Here is an 18,748-nt window from a genome sequence, read left to right as displayed (position 1 = left end):
TGAAAATTGAAAATTAAAATATAGATCACAAAGATGGAAATGAAGATTGAACCGTTAGCATTACCGGGAGTTGATACACAACGTCCTATCGTAATCGCAGGCCCTTGTAGCGCCGAGACAGAAGAGCAAGTGTTAGAAACAGCCCAAGGATTAGCCTCCAGAGGCGTTAAGATATTCCGTGCGGGTATTTGGAAGCCTCGTACGAAACCGGGTGGATTCGAGGGCATCGGAGCCGAGGGATTGGCTTGGTTGAAGAAAGTGAAAAAAGAGACCGGCATGCTGGTATCTACCGAGGTAGCGACTAAAGATCATGTATTCGAGGCATTGAAAGCCGGTATCGATATCCTTTGGATCGGAGCACGTACGACGGTAAACCCATTCGCTGTCCAAGAGATCGCCGACGCGTTAAAAGGGGTTGATGTACCTGTATTGATCAAGAACCCGGTTAACCCGGACTTGGAGTTATGGATCGGAGCGTTCGAGCGTTTGTACGGAGCGGGCATTCATCGTTTGGGTGCTATCCATAGAGGTTTCAGCTCATACGACAAGAAAATCTACCGTAACCTTCCGTTGTGGCATATTCCTATCGAGCTTCGCCGCCGTATGCCGGACCTGCCTATTTTCTGTGATCCTAGTCACATTGGTGGTAAGCGTGAGTTGGTAGCCCCACTTTGCCAGCAAGCGATGGACTTGAGTTTCGACGGCTTGATCGTAGAGTCTCATTGTAACCCGGATTGCGCATGGAGCGACGCTTCCCAGCAAATCACCCCGGATGTATTGGATTACGTATTGAACCTATTGGTGATCCGTGACGTAAACCAGACTACCGAGAACCTGACCGCTCTTCGCCGCCAGATCGATGGTATCGACGAGCAATTATTGGAGCTTTTGGCTAAACGTATGCGTATCTCCAAGGAGATCGGCGTTTATAAGAAAGAGCACAATATGCCGATCTTACAGTCTCCCCGCTACAGCGAGATCTTAGAGAAACGCTCCTGCATGGGTGAGCAAATGGACCTGAGCCCGGACTTTGTAAAGGAGATCTTGAAGGAGATCCATGAGGAATCCGTGCGCCAGCAAATGATTATCATGAACGAACAATAATTTATAAGATGAAAATATTGATTTTAGGCGCAGGAAAGATGGGTTCTTTCTTCACCGACCTGCTTAGTTTTGATCATGAGGTAGCCGTATTGGAGAAAGATCCGAAACGTATGCGTTTTATCTATAACGCCCTTCGCCTACAAAGCCCGGAAGAGGTTAAGGATTTCAATCCCGAGTTGGTCATCAACTGCGTGACGTTAAGTTACACGATAGAGGCTTTCAAGGCCGTAATGCCTTACTTGCAACCGTATTGCATCATTTCCGATATAGCTTCCGTGAAGACTTATTTGAAGGAGTTTTATGAGACATGCGGTTTCCCGTATGTCTCCACTCACCCGATGTTCGGACCTACATTCGCTAATCTGGGACAACTGGAGAAAGAGAATACGATTATTATCTCCGAGGGCGATCATCTGGGCAAGATCTTCTTCAAGGATATTTATTCCAGCCTCCGCTTGCATATCTGCGAATACACGTTCGAGGAGCACGATAAAGTGGTAGCCTACTCACTAGGTATCCCTTTCGCCTCCACTATGGTATTTGCCGCTACGATGAAGCATCAGGACGCTCCGGGTACGACGTTCAAACGCCATATGAAAATCGCCCGCGGCCTTCTGTCCGAGGACGATTATCTATTGACCGAGATCCTTTTCAACCCCCGTACCCCTCGCCAAATCGAGCGGATACAAGAGGAATTGCATATCCTGCAAGAAATCATCAAGGATAAGGATTCCGAGAAGATGAAAGAGTATCTGACCAAGATACGGAAGAATATCGAATAAGAAATTAAGAAGGTTGTGCTGATTAATTTTTCAGCACGGCCTCTTTTAAAAGTTCTCTCCTTACCAACATAAAGGAGATAAATAACGTACACAACTCCGCCACCGGTACATTATACCAAATACTTTGGATGCCGAATAAAGAAGGATAAACGATAATACCAAAGGTTACGAATACCAAGCTACGCAGCATAGAGATAACAACCGACAGCTTAGCGTTGCCGATAGCCGTGAAATAACTGGAGGCCAATATATTCAGCCCACTCATCAAGAAGGTGAAGCAATAAATCGTTATGCCGTAATTAGCGATCGCCAAAGCGTCCAAAGCCTCTCCTCCCTTAAAGAAAAAGGACGTGATCTGTTGCCCGAAAAAGAATAAGATGGCGAATAACGTTATACCTATCATAAAATTAACACGCCCTGCTAATCTCAGCACTTTCTCGATCCGGTCCAATCTTCCCGCCCCGAAATTATAACTGATAATCGGTATAATTCCATCGGATATCCCTAAGAATACCGTGGTGGCGATAAACAAGATATAGTTAATCGCCGTAAAGGCGGCGACTCCATCCTCTCCTAAATATCGCATCATCGTTATATTGAACAAAAAAATCGTGATTCCGGCAGATAGCTCGGATATTCCTTCCGAAGAGCCATTGTATAACGCATTCCAGACCAAAGGCCAACGAAAACGTCCTCTTTGTACCGCTACGACTTGCCCTCGCTGGAACATCCGGGGAATATTGAACAGCGCTCCCAAGGTAAAGGCCAAACCTGTAGCCAATCCCGCCCCCTTAATCCCTAAACCCATTACCGGGATAAACAAAAGATCCAGACCGATATTAATCAACACCGTACTTCCCATTACGATCATGGCATAAAGCGGATGCCCCATCGCCTTAATCATATAATCTCCTAAGAACATCAATGATAATAAAGGGAAAAACGGGACAAGGGAACAAATATAGTCCACGGCTCCCGTAACCAATACGTCATTCGCACCTAACATACGGGCGATATCTCCGGCGAATATATAAATCAACCCGCTAATCAAAACGGATATTCCTCCAAGAAACAAGAACGAGGTAGTTATAGCGTTATTCGCCTCTTGCCGATCCGAACGTCCGAGGTTTATACCGATCAAGGTCTGGCACCCTACTCCTATCACGATAGACAAAGCCGTCATCAAACTATAGCAAGGTAAGATCAGATTCACGCTGGCCAAAGCGTTCGCCCCGACAAACCGCCCTAATATCACACCATCGATCACCGACTGAATCCCGAGGAATAATAGGCCGGCTACTCCCGGTATCGTATATTTCAGAAATAGTCTTGAAATCTTTTGGGTTAGTAAACCACGCTCCAACTCTTGGCGATGGATCGCCTTTTCTCCACTCATTTTCATATTATCCACTTCACGTTTTTAACGACGCGAAGATATGGCTATTGAAAACAAGAAAAATTACCCTATGATAAATAATGACTTTTCCCTATTTTTTTACGGAAGCACGGATACGGCTCAATGACTGTGGGGTTATCTGTAAATAGGAGGCGATATGTTTCAAGGGCAGTTTCAAGATCAAGTCCGGACGGGTTTTCAGCAATGACTCATATTGTTCACGAGCTTCCATCCAACTATCGTTTATAAAATAGTTCTCATATTCCCGAAGATAGTAATCTTGTATTTTCAACCCCCAATTGGCCAACTCAAGGGAGCTCCGGCATAGGTAATCCAATTTCGTTTTCGGTATTCTCAATAATGTCGTATTCTCCACCATTTGAACATTATAGGCGGAGATATTCCGATAAACAAAATTGATCACCTCGCTATCTGAGGCGAACCATAACGAGATATCTTTCCCCTCACGCTCCACGAAAGCCCGGACCAATCCGGTTTTCACGAACCAAACAAACGGATCTCTTTCTCCCTCCCGAATCGATAATTCTCCCTTAGCAAAAGAAACCTCTTTCATTTCTTCCAACAGCTGCCCCACGATCTCATCTGATAAAGGAGACACCTGCCTTAATTGTTCTACGAACTGATCCATAATCATTCATTTATCTTATATCCGTAAAGATATAAAAAAAGTGCGATCCCAAAAACAAAGGTAATTTTGAAGGTTTGCGGATTCCAGTGATTTTACGTAATTTTGCGCCGCTAAATCAAAGAAGAGGTATGAGCTGTAAATTCGAATATTATTTTTTTACGACTAAAAGCATCTTGTTCGTCCATTGGACTACGAGAGGTTCTACCGTATCCGCACCCTATTCCTTCTAATTTATCTTTACATTTTCATTTAAAACAACTCTATCGTATATCCGGCATATACGATCAAGGATTTTTACACCATCATTAATAACAGAACAATACATATGTACAATAGAATAGCGGGTTACAAACAATATTATAAATCCTTAGTAATGCTAGGGGTACCTATCATCATTGGACAATTGGGGGCTATCATCACCGGATTGGCAGACACCATCATGGTGGGACAACACAGTACGGAGGAACTAGCGGCGGCATCGTTCGTCAATAATGTAATAAACGCATTTATCATAATGGGAACCGGATTCTCCTATAATCTTACCCCGCTGATCGGACAGAATTTAGCGATGAATAAAAAGATCGTGATCGGAGGCTGGCTCAAAAACAGTCTGGTTGCCAATATGACTACCACCTTATTATTGATAGCCGTCTTACTGGGGATTTACCTAAACCTAGACTCTTTAGGCCAACCCGAAGAACTCTTGCCATTGATAAGACCTTATTTCGCGGTCTCATTAGTCTCGATCCTATTCGTAATGCTTTATAATTCATTCCGTCAATTCGTGGAAGGCATAGCCAACCCATCCATATCCATGTGGGTCCTATTGACAGGGAATCTGCTGAATATTATCGGCAACTATATCCTCATTTACGGAAAATGCGGAATGCCGGAACTCGGACTACTCGGGGCAGGTATAAGCACCTTTATCTCGCGTATCATCATGCTATTGCTTTTCATCGCCGTATTCATGCTGCGAACCGACTATAAGCCTTACCGGAAAGGTTTCACCCATATTCGTATCAATAAGCAAAGTTGGAGAAGGCTGAATTCCATAGGCTGGCCGATCAGTCTGCAACAAGGCTTGGAAGCGGGAACATTCTGCGTCACCGCCATCATGGTGGGTTGGCTGGGTAGCCTTGAGCTTGCCGCCCATCAAATAGCCATTACCATATCAACGATCAGTTTTACCATCTATTTAGGTCTTGGAGCCGCCGTAGCGATTCGTACCAGTTATTATAAAGGGGCGAACGACTGGTATATGGTGCGTAAGATCACCATTGCCGGGCTTCATCTAGGGCTTATTGTCGTTTGTATTGTCTGCACCACCTTATTCATGACCCAATCCTGGCTTGGATTAATATTTACGGATAATCTTCATGTCAACGCAATCGTGAAGACACTACTCCCCATATTGATGCTCTATCAAATAGGAGACAGCGCACAAATCATTTTAGCGAACTCCTTACGAGGGCTAGCCGACGTGAAAGCGATTATGTGGATCTCGTTTCTCGCTTATTTCATCATAGCCATACCTGCCGGATATCTATTGGGATTCACATTCCATTGGGGTATCGCCGGGATTTGGATGGCTTACCCATTAGGCTTCTTATGCTCTGTATGCCTGCTGGGATACCGGGCGAAAATGCAGGTAAAATCGCATCTCGCCTAATCCGATCAAGCCTTACGATTGATCCGGGAGAAACTAATAACCGCCCCGATCAAGGCCAACACACTTCCCAGCCATAACGCCGCGGGCATGCTATGGCCGGGAAATAACTTAAACATCAAGGCTACCAGCGAAGCCCCGCAAGTTTGTCCCAGCAAACGGGCCGTACCCAACATGCCACTAGCCCCTCCACTCCTACTTTCCGGAGCGGCCCCGATCATGAGGCTATTGTTAGGAGTCTGGAACAACCCGAAGCCACAACCGCAAAGCGCCATGCGCCAGATAATATCCAGATCGGAAGGATGCGCCGGTAATTCCGCCAACGAGAACAACCCTCCCGAGAAGATAATCAACCCGATACCACTCAAGACCCCGGCATTCATTTTCTCCGACAAGATCCCGGCCAAAGGGGCGCACACCATTGTCGCCAAAGGCCAAGGAGTCAATAATAAGCCGGTCGCCACCTCATCGCGTCCCAGTACCCGCTGCAAGAAAAACGGGAAAGAGACCATAGCCAGCATCTGAGCGATGAAAGAAAACACAGACGTAATGATAGAAAGGGTAAAAAGAGGAATACGCAGCAAGTCTATCGGCAATAATGGATATGCCTGCCGTTCCTCTCTCCGGATATAGAAATACCCACAGAACAATACGATAACAATCGCCGCTATTATCAATGAGATATGTACATCATGCGTGAACGCCTCGATAATCGCTATCACCAAACCGAATGTCAATGCGTTCATGAGTGCCGCCGTAACATCAAACTTACGTCCGACAGCCTTCACCGGATTTTGCGGCAAGAACTTAAAGCTCAATATCAAAGCGGTAATACCTATCGGGATATTTATAGCGAACAACCAAGGCCAGTTCCCCACGGACAATATACCGGCGGCTATCGTAGGACCAGCGGCGGCCGATACGGATACCACCAAGGCATTAATCCCCATACCTCGCCCCAGAAAACGTTTGGGATAAATAATACGGATCAAGGCCGTATTCACGCTCGCTATGGCAGCGGCGCCAAAACCTTGTAGCGTACGGGCGATAATCAGCGTAAACAAAGAATCGGATAAAGCGCAGGCCAAAGAGGTACAGCTAAATAACAGCAACCCGATCGTATACACCTTCCGATACCCCCAGATCTCTCCCATCGACGATAACGACAGCAAAGAAATCGTGATCGCCAACTGATAAGCGTTCACCACCCATATAGAAGCAGACGGACTCGTATGGAGATCGCCGGCAATCGTAGGTAAAGCCACGTTTGCGATCGCCCCATCCAACACCGACACGGTAACACCAAGCCCAATCGCTAGGATCGCCCAATAACGGCTAGGGATTGGCAAGCCATCCGGGATATTCCCTCCCGTCTGACCATTTATATTCGTTATTTCTTTATCCATACGGTATATGAAACAGAAATAGGGTGTATCTGGTTTAGGAAGTATCGACCAGATCGAGTATCTTTGCCCGTATAAATGGACATGACATGGCAAAACAAGGCACTATACTAGTTGTGGATGATAATAAAGGTATCCTGACCGCCGTACAAATGCTGTTAGGAACTTGCTTCGAGAAGGTTATCACCATCTCTACCCCGAACAAGATAAAAAACACGCTGCACGACGAGAACGTGGATGTCGTATTGCTCGACATGAATTTCAGCGCCGGTATAAACAGCGGCAACGAGGGGCTGTTCTGGCTCTCCGAGATCAAGAAGGCTTATCCCTCGATACAAGTCGTTCTCTTTACCGCCTACGCCGACATCGATCTGGCGGTACGAGGAATCAAGGAAGGAGCCACCGATTTCGTGGTAAAGCCTTGGGACAACGCGAAATTATTGGAAACCTTGCAAGCCGCTTACCAAATCCGCTCGGCCAATCATAAAGGCGGTGCCGGCAACAAGCAGTTGGTATCCAAGGAAAGCGGTATGTTCTGGGGAGACAGCAACGCCATGCAGCAACTACGGATGCTGATAGAGAAAGTAGCCAAGACAGACGCCAATCTATTAATCACGGGAGAGAACGGAACCGGTAAGGAAATGCTGGCCCGGGAAATACACCTGCTATCCCCCCGCAAGGATGAAGCCATGGTACCGGTGGATATGGGCGCTATCACGGAGACGCTGTTCGAGAGCGAGTTATTCGGCCACGTAAAAGGGGCCTTCACCGACGCCCGGACGGATCGCCCCGGTAAGTTCGAGGTAGCGAACAACGGAAGCTTGTTCCTCGACGAGATCGGGAACCTATCTTATCATTTGCAAGCCAAATTACTGACCGCCTTGCAACGCCGGAGCATCGTACGGGTAGGTAGCAATACCCCGATCCCCATCAATATCCGCCTGATCTGCGCCACGAACCGGGACTTGCAGGAGATGGTACAGAAAGAGCAATTCCGCGAGGACTTGCTGTATCGTATCAATACGATACACGTAGAGATCCCGCCCTTGAGGGAGCGGCCGGAGGATATCGTACCGCTTACCGAGATATTCATCACGAAATATACCAATATCTACGGTAAAAAGCCCATGGCCCTTACCGACGACGCCAAGGAAAAGCTGAAAGCCCAACCTTGGCTGGGTAATATCCGCGAACTGGAACATACCGTGGAGAAAGCGATTATCATCGCCGATGGTGATACTTTAGATGGTAGCAATTTCGATTTCCCTCGTAAGCGGGAGGCGCCCGTCAAGAATGACATCACTACGCTCGAGGAAATGGAGTATACAATGATCAAGGCCGCCATGGATAAATTCGGCGGTAATCTCTCGCTCGTAGCGAACCAGTTGGGAATCTCACGGCAAACGCTTTACAATAAGATCAAGCGGTATGAACTTTAAAGGCATTTATTACAGCCTCACCTTCCGCCTCGCCCTCGCTATCGGGCTGACGGCGGCACTCACCTACCAGGCCTTGGAGAAAGAATGGGGATGGTTCCTGTTCTTAGGCATCGGATGGCTGGCTGCCTTGCGGGGCATCAGCCTTTTGTTCAAGCGGAACGCGCAAAAGGTAGCCTTCATGTTCGACGCGATCGACAATAGCGATTACGCTTTCAAATACGCTACCCGTGGGCGCTCCTCCAACGACAAGCTGGTTAGCGACTCCTTAAACCGCATCACCCAGATACTTTTTCAAGCGAAAGCCGAGGCGATCCAGAAAGAGAAATATTACGAGTTGATCATGAACCAAGTGAATACGGGTATCATCGTAGAAGATGATAAGGGCAATATTTTCCAGACAAACAACGAGGCCTTGCGACTGCTGGGATTGACGGTCTTTACCCATGCCCGCCAGCTCGGACGTATCGACGAGAATCTAGAGCGCCTCATCAGCGACGTTCGTCCCGGCGAGAAACATCAGATCTCTTTTATCAACGAGCGGGGCACGGTACATCTCTCGGTCCGTGTCTCCGAGATGACGCTCCAAGAGAAACACGTCCGCATCATTGCGATCAATGATATCAACAGCGAGCTGGACGATAAGGAGATCGAGTCATGGATACGACTGACACGGGTCTTGACCCATGAGATCATGAACTCCGTCACCCCTATCACCTCCTTGAGCGACACCTTGCTTTCCCTCCACCAGAATGTCGACGAGGAGATACGGGGCGGCTTGGAGGTAATCAGCTCTACCGGAAAGAGCTTGATCGCGTTCGTCGAGTCGTACCGTAAGTTTACGCATATACCGACGCCTCAGCCCTCTTTATTCTACGTCAATAAGTTCGCCGAACGGCTCACGCGGTTGGCCCGCCATCACAATAACTACCCGAACATAACCATCCGTATCGACGTGGAACCGGAGGACTTGATCGTCTACGCCGACGAGAACCTGATCACGCAAGTAGTCTTGAACCTCTTGAAGAACGCCATGCAAGCGATCGGGCACGAGCAAGAAAACGGCCTTATCTTGTTCAAGGCGTATTGCGACCCCAACGAGGCCGTTATCCTAGAAGTGACGAACAACGGCCCCATCATCCCCCCCGAGGAAGCCGAGCATATATTCGTGCCGTTCTTCACCACGAAAGAAGGTGGAAGCGGTATCGGGCTGTCCATCTCACGACAGATCATGCGCCTGTCCGGCGGCAGCATCGCGTTGAGAAGCAATCCGGCCCAACGGCAGACTACCTTCGTGTTGACATTCCCGTAGCTCGTTTACCGTATCCGCATAAACGCGGACACGCGGCCGGGCAGATACGCGGACACACAAGCCCGGATACACGGGCGCGACCGTATGGGTACACCCGCGTATCCGTACAGCTACCCATCCGTATCCGAGTATCTACATCTTTGTATCCGGGCAGCTACATCTTTGTAGCCGAGTAGTTACATCTTTGCAGCCGTACGGATACGGACGGACAGCCGGGCAGCTACAAGAGGACAGCCGTACGGATACCCGCCATCGGCCGTACGAACGTATTTCCGGCCACCGTTGGGTAACAACGAAACTATTCGTATCTTTACACTGTTTTTTAAATTTAAAAGTATCTATACAAACATGAACTTACTAGACAAACTGAAGATCAACCACCGCCCCCGCTCCGGGGCATTGGATTTGCTAAAATATATCGGCCCCGGATTACTTGTCACCGTAGGCTTTATCGATCCCGGAAACTGGGCGACGAATCTCGCGGCAGGCTCCGAGTTCGGCTACGCCCTCCTGTGGGTCGTCACCTTCTCGTCCGTCATGCTGATCATTATCCAGCACAACGTGGCCCACCTCGGCATCGTGACCGGCCTCTGCCTCTCGGAGGCGACCAACAAATACATGCCGCGCGTGCTAAGCCGCCCGATCCTAGGATCGGCCATGCTCGCCAGCATATCCACCTCCCTCGCCGAGATACTCGGTGGAGCCATCGCCCTCCGGATGTTGTTCGGTATGCCGATCAAGGCGGGAGCGGTGATCGTCACCATCGTATGCCTCGCCATGCTATTCAGTAATACATATAGTAAGACCGAACGCTGGATCATCACGTTCGTGTCCATTATCGGGCTCTCGTTCCTATACGAGCTAGCGTTGGTCGACGTAGACTGGGGGCAGGCCGTGGTAGGCTGGGTGAAACCCACCTTCCCCGAGAACTCCATGCTGATCATCATGAGCGTACTGGGAGCCGTCGTGATGCCTCACAACCTGTTCCTGCACTCGGAGGTGATACAGAGCCGGGAATGGAACCTAGAGGACGAGTCGGTCATCAAGAAACAACTGAAGTACGAGTTCTACGACACGCTCCTGTCCATGGTGATCGGCTGGGCGATCAACTCGGCGATGATCATCTTGGCCGCCTCTACCTTCTTCAAGCAAAACATCGCCGTAGACGAGCTGGACCAAGCGCAACAGTTATTGGTACCCCTCGTAGGAAATAACGCCGGGGTGATTTTCGCCGCCGCCCTATTACTGGCGGGCATATCCTCGACCATCACATCCGGTATCGCCGGGGCTTCCATCTTCGCCGGATTCTATGGCGAGGCATACAATCATACCGACCTCCACTCCAAGCTGGGAGTCCTGCTATCGTTCGTCCCCGCCTTGGCCATCATCTTCCTGATCGGCGATCCGTTCAAGGGATTGATCCTGTCGCAGATGTTGTTGAGCGTGCAATTGCCGATCACGGTCTTCACGCAAGTGTACCTCACTTCCAGCAAGAAGGTCATGGGTGTCTACGCGAACAGCCGCTCTACGACCATCATCCTCTTGCTGCTGGGAACGATGGTAACCGTCCTAAATATAGCCCTGCTCATCAGCCTATTTTAAAAAGAAATCGCTACCTTTGCCCCATTCGAAGAAAAACTATCAATTTTTAAGTATGAGCGATATCAATACAAACGAAGAAGAAGGCAAGAAGAACCTGAATTTCATTGAGGCAGCCGTAGAGAAAGATTTAGCGGAAGGCAAGAACGGAGGACGTGTACAAACCCGTTTCCCGCCCGAGCCCAACGGATACCTTCACATCGGCCACGCGAAGGCCATTTGCCTAGATTTCGGCATCGCTGAACGCCATGGCGGTATCTGCAACCTCCGTTTCGACGACACGAACCCGACGAAGGAGGATGAGGAATACGTGGAGGCGATCAAGGAGGATATCCAATGGCTGGGATATCAGTGGGGAAATATTTATTACGCGTCCGACTACTTCCAGCAATTGTGGGATTTCGCGATCCGCCTCATCGAGGAAGGTAAAGCATATATTGACGAGCAGACATCCGAACAAATAGCCCAGCAAAAGGGCACGCCTACACAACCGGGCATCGAGAGCCCGTATCGCAACCGTCCGATCGAGGAAAGCTTAGCTCTCTTCAAGAAGATGAACACGGGTGAGATAGCGGAAGGTGCCATGGTACTTCGCGCGAAGATCGACATGGCAAACCCGAACATGCACTTCCGCGATCCGATCATCTATCGGGTGGTTAACCATCCGCACCATCGTACGGGTACGACGTGGAAAGCGTATCCGATGTACGACTTCGCCCACGGACAGAGCGATTTCTTCGAGGGCGTGACGCATTCCTTGTGTACCTTGGAGTTTGTCGTACACCGTCCTCTGTATGATTTGTTTATCGACTGGCTGAAGGAAGGCGAGGACTTGAACGACAACCGCCCCCGACAGACTGAGTTCAACAAATTGAACCTAAGCTACACGCTGATGAGCAAGCGTAACCTGCTTACATTGGTAAAAGAGAACTTGGTAAACGGCTGGGATGACCCCCGTATGCCGACCATCTGCGGTTTCCGCCGCCGGGGTTACTCTCCGGAGTCTATCCGTAAGTTCATCGACAAGATCGGTTATACGACTTACGACGCCCTGAACGAGTTCGCCTTGCTGGAAAGCGCCGTACGCGAGGATCTGAATGCCCGCGCCATCCGTGTATCCGCCGTGATCAATCCGGTGAAACTGATTATCACCAACTATCCGGAAGGACAGGTGGAGGAGCTGGAAGCGATCAACAACCCGGAAGATCCGGAAGCCGGCAGCCATACGATCGAGTTCAGCCGTGAGTTGTGGATGGAGCGTGAGGATTTCATGGAAGACGCTCCCAAGAAATATTTCCGGATGACACCGGGACAGGAAGTTCGTCTGAAGAACGCCTATATCGTAAAATGTACGGGCTGTAAGAAAGACGAGAACGGTGAGATTACCGAGGTATATTGCGAATACGATCCGAATACCCGCAGCGGTATGCCGGACGCTAACCGTAAAGTAAAAGGTACCTTGCACTGGGTAAGCTGCGCCCATTGCCAAAAAGCGGAAGTACGCTTATACGACCGCCTTTGGAAGGTGGAGAACCCCAGAGACGAACTGGCCGCTATCCGTGAGGAGAAGAATTGCTCCCCGCTAGAGGCGATGAAGGAAATCATCAACCCGAACTCCTTGGAGATCCGGAAAAACTGTTACGTAGAGAAGTTCGTGGCTACCTTGCCCAAGCTTTCCTACCTTCAATTCCAGCGTATCGGCTATTTCAACATAGATAGCGAATCCACCCCCGACAACTTGGTATTCAACCGTACCGTAGGGCTAAAGGACACGTGGAGCAAGATTAATAAATAAAGAATAGTAAATGAAAAAAGACGATATCTCACGCTTGTTACAACATTATCTTTCAGCGAAGGAAGAGGGTAAGGAGCCTTATTTCGACGCTGATCAAATCGATGAAATGTTGGACAGCTTTGAAGATTCGAACGATTATACTTACTTTGATGAAGTCTTAGCCCTCGGGCTAAAGCTTCATCCCGGTAATTCCGCCTTGCAAATCAAGAAAGGCAGGCAATTCGCGTATAACGAGGATTATGAGAGCGCTCTCGCTCTGCTCGAGAATATAGCGGAGACTGATAACCAAGATCTGGATATGTTAAAAATGGAATGCTATTGCTCGCTCAACCAATATCCCAAGGTTCTGGAGATCACGGAAGAGTTGATCACTAGGGATTGTGACTATTTGGAGGAAGTCTTCGAGTACATCTCCCCCATCCTGAATGATTTAGACATGAACAAAGAGGCCCGCGATTTCGTGGACCGTGGCTTGGCTTTATTTCCGGATAACTTGATCCTTAAGAATGAGCTTTGCTACATCCTCGAGACGGAAGGAGACGTTCCCCGGGCGATCGAGTTATGTAATGAGCTAATCGATAAGAATCCTTTCTCATACGAGTATTGGTTTACGCTGGGAAGGCTACATTCCATGGTTGGCGATTACGAGAAAGCGATCGAGGCTTTCGACTTCGCCTTGACGTGTGATGATTCCGATACGGAACTGAAAATATTGAAAGCGTACTGCCTGTATATGAACGAGAGCTATGAGAAGGCGATCGAGGAATATCAAGAAATCGAGGGTGATGAGGAGGTGATGCGCCGTATCTCTCCACTCATGGCGGAATGTTATATGAAGCTGGAGCAATATGAGAAGGCTTACCAACTGTTTTCCACGATCATAAACGATCCGGATATGGAGGATGGGCCGACCAATTATATCAATTATATCCGTTGTTGTACCGAGACCGGACGTGACAACGAGGCTTCCAACAAGTTATTCAAGGCGGCGCAATTGTATCCGAACAATGTCCGTCTCCTTTCTCTTTTAGCGCTTTGCTTGCTTGATAGCGGGAAAAAGGAGGAGGCTATCGAAATTACGAATAAGATATTCAAGATCATCGATAGCAATAGTATCGATCCGGAAACTCAAGAGGAATGCAACAGCTTGATTCATGCCGGGGAATATTTGCTTTCTAAGGGAGAGGTAGACAAGGCGATCTCTTATTACAAGAAAGTCCTTCAAATCAACCCGAAGACCCCGCTGATTCATATCCATTTGGCTATGGCTTATCTGCATAACAAGGATCTGGAGAATTTCACAGATCATGTCAGCCAAATATCCGAAGATGATCTTTTCCGCTTGTTTCGCAAATTTGGATCGGACATGTTCGCTGACTTTACCATCGATCCCGATAAAGAGAAGAAACATATCCAACCCGAGGATCTGGTAAAAGAGTTTTTAAAGAATAAAGATAACAGTAATTAGACAATTAATAATGTAATATGCCTAACAAACGAAATCTCAAGGACTACGGTTTTTTAGTATTAAAAGGTATGGGTATGGGAGCGGCGGATGTCGTTCCCGGTGTGTCGGGAGGAACGATCGCCTTTATCGTAGGTATCTACGAGGAACTGATCGACTCTATCAAAAGTATTAACGGGACGACATTGAAACAATTATTCACGGGGAAAATAGCGGCCTTCTGGAAAGGGATCAACGCTAATTTCTTGCTTTCTATCGTGGCCGGTATCGGTATCAGCATATTCTCGCTGGCGAAGATCATTACGTATCTCTTGGTGTATCACCCGATCTTGGTATGGTCTTTTTTCTTTGGCTTGGTGCTGGCCTCTACTTGGTTCGTCTCTAAGGATATCAAGCAATGGAACTGGAAGACGATCTTGAGTTTCGTTGTCGGGGCGATGATCGCTTTTTATATCACCGTGGCGACTCCCGCCGAGACTCCGAGTAATTTACTCTTTATCTTCCTCTGTGGGGCGATCGCTATTTGCGCCATGATCTTGCCGGGTATCTCGGGTAGCTTTATCTTAGTGTTGCTCGGAAAATACTTCTATATCATGGAGGCGGTCAAGACGTTTAACGTTCCCGTTATGTTGGTGTTTATAGGGGGTGCGGCTATTGGTATCACGACGTTCTCCCGCGTGTTGTCATTCGCCCTTCGTAAATTCCATGATATAACGATCGCCGTATTGGCCGGATTCATGTTGGGTTCGCTTAACAAGGTATGGCCTTGGAAAGAAACGATCGAGACCTATGTGGATAGCCATGGCATGACCAAGCCGTTGGTTGAGGCGAATATCGCTCCGAATCAGTTTGTTTGGGAGGCCGTCGGATTGATGATCTTAGGTTTCGGGATCGTATATTTCCTAGAAAAGCTCTCACAAAAAAGCGCTAAGGCGTAACCCAATATTACAATGGGCATTATAAGGAGATTACAATGCCCATTATAAGATGGTAAGAATGGGCATTGTAAAGAGCTTACGATGCCCATTCTTATTTGCCTACATTTTATCATCGCACATCGTACTTTTCCAATAAGCGAAATCCTCTCTATACCAATAAAGTGATAAAGAAGTATCAAAAGTAACTATAACCGTACCCTAGTCGCCGAGGTGTTAAATATCAGTAGAAAGACGCTATTCAACAAAATGAAACGTTATAATCTTGGCAACGAGTAATTTTTTACTAACTTTGATGCCTCAATAGAAATGTGTTACATTTAGATTTTAAATAAACAAGTATTATGGCGAAAATAAAAGGAGCTGTTGTTGTAAACACAGAGCGCTGCAAGGGATGTAACCTTTGTGTAGTAGCCTGCCCGTCGGATGTACTGGAGTTGCACCCACGAGAAGTAAACAACAAGGGGTATCACTATGTGTACATGAAGAACCCGGACGCATGTATCGGTTGCGCTAGTTGCGGGTTAGTTTGTCCGGACGGTTGTCTAACGATCTACAAAGTAAAAATATAAAGTTATATCAAGATATGGCAGAAGATATAAAATTAATGAAGGGTAACGAGGCCATCGCCCATGCGGCTATCCGCTATGGCGTGGACGGTTACTTCGGCTATCCGATCACTCCGCAGTCGGAGATATTGGAAACCCTTATGGCAGAGATGCCGTGGGAAAAGACCGGCATGGTAGTCTTACAAGCGGAGAGCGAGGTAGCCGCTATTAATATGGTATACGGCGGAGCTGGCACTGGAAAGAAAGTGATGACCTCTTCTTCCAGTCCGGGCGTGAGCTTGAAACAAGAAGGTATTTCTTATATCGCGGGAGCGGAGCTTCCTTGTCTGATCGTGAACGTTATGCGTGGCGGTCCCGGATTAGGAACGATCCAGCCGAGTCAGGCTGATTATTTCCAGACCGTGAAAGGCGGTGGTCATGGCGATTATCGCTTGATAACCTTGGCTCCATCTTCCGTACAGGAGATGGCTGATTTCGTCGGTCTTGGTTTTGATCTGGCTTTCAAATACAATAACCCCGCTATTATCTTGGCGGACGGTATCATCGGACAGATGATGGAGAAGGTGGTATTGCCTCCCTATCAACCCCGCCGTACCGAGGAAGAGATTATCGCTCAATGTCCTTGGGCCGTACAAGGAAAGAAGGGCGGACGCAAAGGTAACGTCATCACTTCCTTGGAGCTAGACCCGGCGAAGATGGAAGAGAACAATATTCGTTTCCAAGCGAAATATCGCAAGATCGAGGAAAACGAGGTTCGTTACGAGGAGTTCCAATGTGAGGACGCTGATTATCTATTGATCGCGTTCGGTTCTTCCGCCCGTATTTGCCAGAAGGTAGTCGAGATCGCCCGTGCGGAAGGTATCAAGCTTGGCTTGTTACGCCCGATCACGTTATGGCCGTTCCCGACAAAAGTGATCGCCGCTTATGCGGATAAGGTAAAAGGTATGTTATCGGTTGAGTTGAACGCCGGACAGATGGTAGAGGACGTTCGCCTAGCCGTAAATGGTAAGGTGAAGGTAGAGCACTTTGGCCGATTGGGTGGAATCGTATTCACCCCGGATGAGGTATTGAACGCGCTGAAGGAAAAATTATTCTGATCCGTATGACACGAGGAAGTAAAGCTGACGAGATATTGACGCTGGTTTTTATGCTACTGGCCATAGCTGCCGTGGTATGTTACTTCGCTGTTAGCGATAAGGCCGTATTCTTGTATTGTGGCGGGGCGGCGATCGTATTGCGGCTGGTGCAATATGTCTTAAGATATATACATTAATAATTAAAGATTATGGAACTCAACGATATAATTAAACCGGAAAATCTGGTGTATGAAAAGCCCAGATTGATGAATGAAAATCCCATGCACTACTGCCCCGGTTGCAGCCACGGTGTGATACATAAGTTAATCGCCGAGGTTATAGCCGATATGGGTCTGGAAGATAAGACAATCGGTATCTCCCCCGTGGGATGTGCCGTATTCGCATATAACTACTTGGATATCGATTGGATCGAGGCAGCCCACGGACGTGCGCCAGCCATAGCTTCTGCTGTTAAACGCTTGAATCCGGAGAAGATGGTATTCACGTATCAAGGAGATGGTGACTTGGCGGCTATCGGTACGGCCGAGACGATTCATGCAGCCAACCGTGGCGAGAATATCGTGATCGTATTCGTAAATAACGCGATCTATGGTATGACCGGCGGACAGATGGCTCCGACTACACTGGAAGGTATGCCCACGGCTACCTGTCCTTACGGACGCAACATCGCCTTGAACGGTTACCCGCTGAAGATCGGTGATTTATTAGCCCAATTGGAAGGAACTTGCTTGGTAACACGCCAAAGCGTACAGACGGCCGCAGCCGTACGGAAAGCGAAGAAGATGCTTCGTAAGGCTTTCGAGAACGCTATGGCCGGTAAGGGTACTTCTGTGGTAGAGTTCGTCTCCACTTGCTCATCCGGCTGGAAGATGACTCCGGAAAAAGCCAATAAATGGATGGAAGCGAACATGTTCCCTTTCTACCCGCTGGGCGACTTAAAGAATGTTGAATAAGTAATACGGTAAACGACAATGAAACAAGAAATAATTATAGCAGGCTTCGGTGGACAAGGTGTATTGTCTATGGGTAAGATCTTGGCCTATTCCGGTTTGATGGAAGGCAAGGAGGTTAGCTGGATGCCTTCATACGGACCTGAGCAACGTGGCGGTACGGCCAACGTAACCGTTATCTTGAGCGACGAGCGTATCAGCTCACCCGTATTGAATGAATATGATATCGCTATTATCTTGAACCAACCTTCCATGGATAAGTTCGAGAGCAAGGTGAAACCGGGCGGTATCTTGATTTACGATGGTTATGGCATCCATACGCCAGCGAAACGTACGGATATTAACGTATATCGGGTAGATGCCATGGACGCCGCTACCGAGATGAAGAACGAGAAGGCATTCAATATGTTGATCTTAGGCGGGTTGCTTAATATCGTCCCGATGGTTCAATTGGAGAACGTCATGCTAGGATTGAAGAAATCCTTGCCCGAGCGTCACCATCATTTGTTGCCGATGAACGAGGCTGCCATTAAGAAAGGAATGGAGATTATACAGAAAATATAAGAAGCTCATTCATTGATGTGCCG

The 18,748-nt window shown here is 48.1% G+C and carries 18 protein-coding genes; 15 read left to right on the top strand and 3 right to left on the bottom strand.

Annotation, left to right across the window (positions count from 1 at the left end):
• Positions 1-33 precede the first annotated feature (33 nt).
• Both NBH07_RS01225 and NBH07_RS01220 read left to right on the top strand, forming a co-directional pair.
• Positions 34-1,104 carry a bifunctional 3-deoxy-7-phosphoheptulonate synthase/chorismate mutase type II gene (locus NBH07_RS01225; RefSeq protein ID WP_005856362.1) on the top strand — a complete coding sequence of 357 codons (1,071 nt, stop codon included), beginning with the start codon at positions 34-36 and terminating at the stop codon, positions 1,102-1,104.
• Between the two features lie 8 nt (positions 1,105-1,112).
• Complete coding sequence (locus NBH07_RS01220; RefSeq protein WP_022192855.1) at positions 1,113-1,886, top strand: prephenate dehydrogenase; 774 nt, start codon at positions 1,113-1,115, stop codon at positions 1,884-1,886.
• A gap of 22 nt (positions 1,887-1,908) precedes the next feature.
• Here NBH07_RS01220 and NBH07_RS01215 read toward each other — a convergent pair whose 3' ends face one another.
• Positions 1,909-3,288 carry an MATE family efflux transporter gene (locus tag NBH07_RS01215; RefSeq protein ID WP_039848689.1) on the bottom strand — a complete coding sequence of 460 codons (1,380 nt, stop codon included), beginning with the start codon at positions 3,286-3,288 and terminating at the stop codon, positions 1,909-1,911.
• A gap of 85 nt (positions 3,289-3,373) precedes the next feature.
• On the bottom strand, positions 3,374-3,937 hold the full coding sequence (locus NBH07_RS01210) for a Crp/Fnr family transcriptional regulator (RefSeq protein ID WP_008780459.1): 564 nt from the start codon (positions 3,935-3,937) through the stop codon (positions 3,374-3,376).
• Between the two features lie 319 nt (positions 3,938-4,256).
• Here NBH07_RS01210 and NBH07_RS01205 point away from each other — a divergent pair, with 319 nt between their 5' ends.
• Entirely contained in the window at positions 4,257-5,603 is a 1,347-nt protein-coding gene (locus tag NBH07_RS01205; protein WP_005856341.1) for an MATE family efflux transporter, read from the top strand.
• Positions 5,604-5,608: 5 nt separating this feature from the next.
• Here NBH07_RS01205 and NBH07_RS01200 read toward each other — a convergent pair whose 3' ends face one another.
• Positions 5,609-7,006, bottom strand: a complete 1,398-nt coding sequence (locus NBH07_RS01200; RefSeq protein WP_005856339.1) for an MFS transporter — start codon at positions 7,004-7,006, stop codon at positions 5,609-5,611.
• Between the two features lie 86 nt (positions 7,007-7,092).
• On the opposite strand from NBH07_RS01200, the gene NBH07_RS01195 reads away from it, so the two are divergent.
• The 12 genes from NBH07_RS01195 to NBH07_RS01140 all read left to right on the top strand — a co-directional run bounded on the left by NBH07_RS01195 (position 7,093) and on the right by NBH07_RS01140 (position 18,725).
• On the top strand, positions 7,093-8,442 hold the full coding sequence (locus NBH07_RS01195) for a sigma-54-dependent transcriptional regulator (RefSeq protein ID WP_005856337.1): 1,350 nt from the start codon (positions 7,093-7,095) through the stop codon (positions 8,440-8,442).
• Positions 8,432-9,751, top strand: coding sequence for a sensor histidine kinase (locus NBH07_RS01190; RefSeq protein WP_005856335.1), 1,320 nt, complete (start codon positions 8,432-8,434; stop codon positions 9,749-9,751). Before NBH07_RS01195 ends, NBH07_RS01190 begins: the two co-directional genes overlap by 11 nt.
• A 348-nt stretch (positions 9,752-10,099) precedes the next feature.
• A complete protein-coding gene (locus NBH07_RS01185) occupies positions 10,100-11,353 on the top strand; it encodes an Nramp family divalent metal transporter (RefSeq protein ID WP_005856333.1) in 1,254 nt (417 codons plus the stop codon).
• Positions 11,354-11,405: 52 nt separating this feature from the next.
• Positions 11,406-13,145, top strand: coding sequence for a glutamine--tRNA ligase/YqeY domain fusion protein (locus NBH07_RS01180; RefSeq protein ID WP_008778287.1), 1,740 nt, complete (start codon positions 11,406-11,408; stop codon positions 13,143-13,145).
• 10 nt (positions 13,146-13,155) lie between these two features.
• Positions 13,156-14,613, top strand: coding sequence for a tetratricopeptide repeat protein (locus NBH07_RS01175; protein WP_005856329.1), 1,458 nt, complete (start codon positions 13,156-13,158; stop codon positions 14,611-14,613).
• 17 nt (positions 14,614-14,630) lie between these two features.
• Positions 14,631-15,548, top strand: coding sequence for a DUF368 domain-containing protein (locus NBH07_RS01170; RefSeq protein WP_005856327.1), 918 nt, complete (start codon positions 14,631-14,633; stop codon positions 15,546-15,548).
• Between the two features lie 174 nt (positions 15,549-15,722).
• Positions 15,723-15,824 (top strand): helix-turn-helix domain-containing protein, encoded by a 102-nt coding sequence (locus NBH07_RS01165; RefSeq protein ID WP_226766767.1) that lies wholly within the window; start codon positions 15,723-15,725, stop codon positions 15,822-15,824.
• Positions 15,825-15,889: 65 nt separating this feature from the next.
• Positions 15,890-16,117 (top strand): 4Fe-4S dicluster domain-containing protein, encoded by a 228-nt coding sequence (locus NBH07_RS01160; protein WP_005856324.1) that lies wholly within the window; start codon positions 15,890-15,892, stop codon positions 16,115-16,117.
• Between the two features lie 14 nt (positions 16,118-16,131).
• A complete protein-coding gene (locus NBH07_RS01155; protein WP_005856322.1) occupies positions 16,132-17,211 on the top strand; it encodes a 3-methyl-2-oxobutanoate dehydrogenase subunit VorB in 1,080 nt (359 codons plus the stop codon).
• A 5-nt stretch (positions 17,212-17,216) separates the two neighbouring features.
• Positions 17,217-17,387, top strand: a complete 171-nt coding sequence (locus NBH07_RS01150; protein WP_005856320.1) for a hypothetical protein — start codon at positions 17,217-17,219, stop codon at positions 17,385-17,387.
• Positions 17,388-17,399: 12 nt separating this feature from the next.
• Positions 17,400-18,164 (top strand): thiamine pyrophosphate-dependent enzyme, encoded by a 765-nt coding sequence (locus NBH07_RS01145; RefSeq protein ID WP_005856318.1) that lies wholly within the window; start codon positions 17,400-17,402, stop codon positions 18,162-18,164.
• A gap of 18 nt (positions 18,165-18,182) precedes the next feature.
• Complete coding sequence (locus tag NBH07_RS01140; protein ID WP_005856316.1) at positions 18,183-18,725, top strand: 2-oxoacid:ferredoxin oxidoreductase subunit gamma family protein; 543 nt, start codon at positions 18,183-18,185, stop codon at positions 18,723-18,725.
• Positions 18,726-18,748 lie beyond the last annotated feature (23 nt).

It is taken from the genome of Parabacteroides sp. B2-S-102 (assembly GCF_023656665.1).
GTDB lineage: Bacteria > Bacteroidota > Bacteroidia > Bacteroidales > Tannerellaceae > Parabacteroides > Parabacteroides distasonis.
Note: the sequence above shows the minus strand (reverse complement) of the source record. Positions and strands in the feature narration are given on the sequence as shown.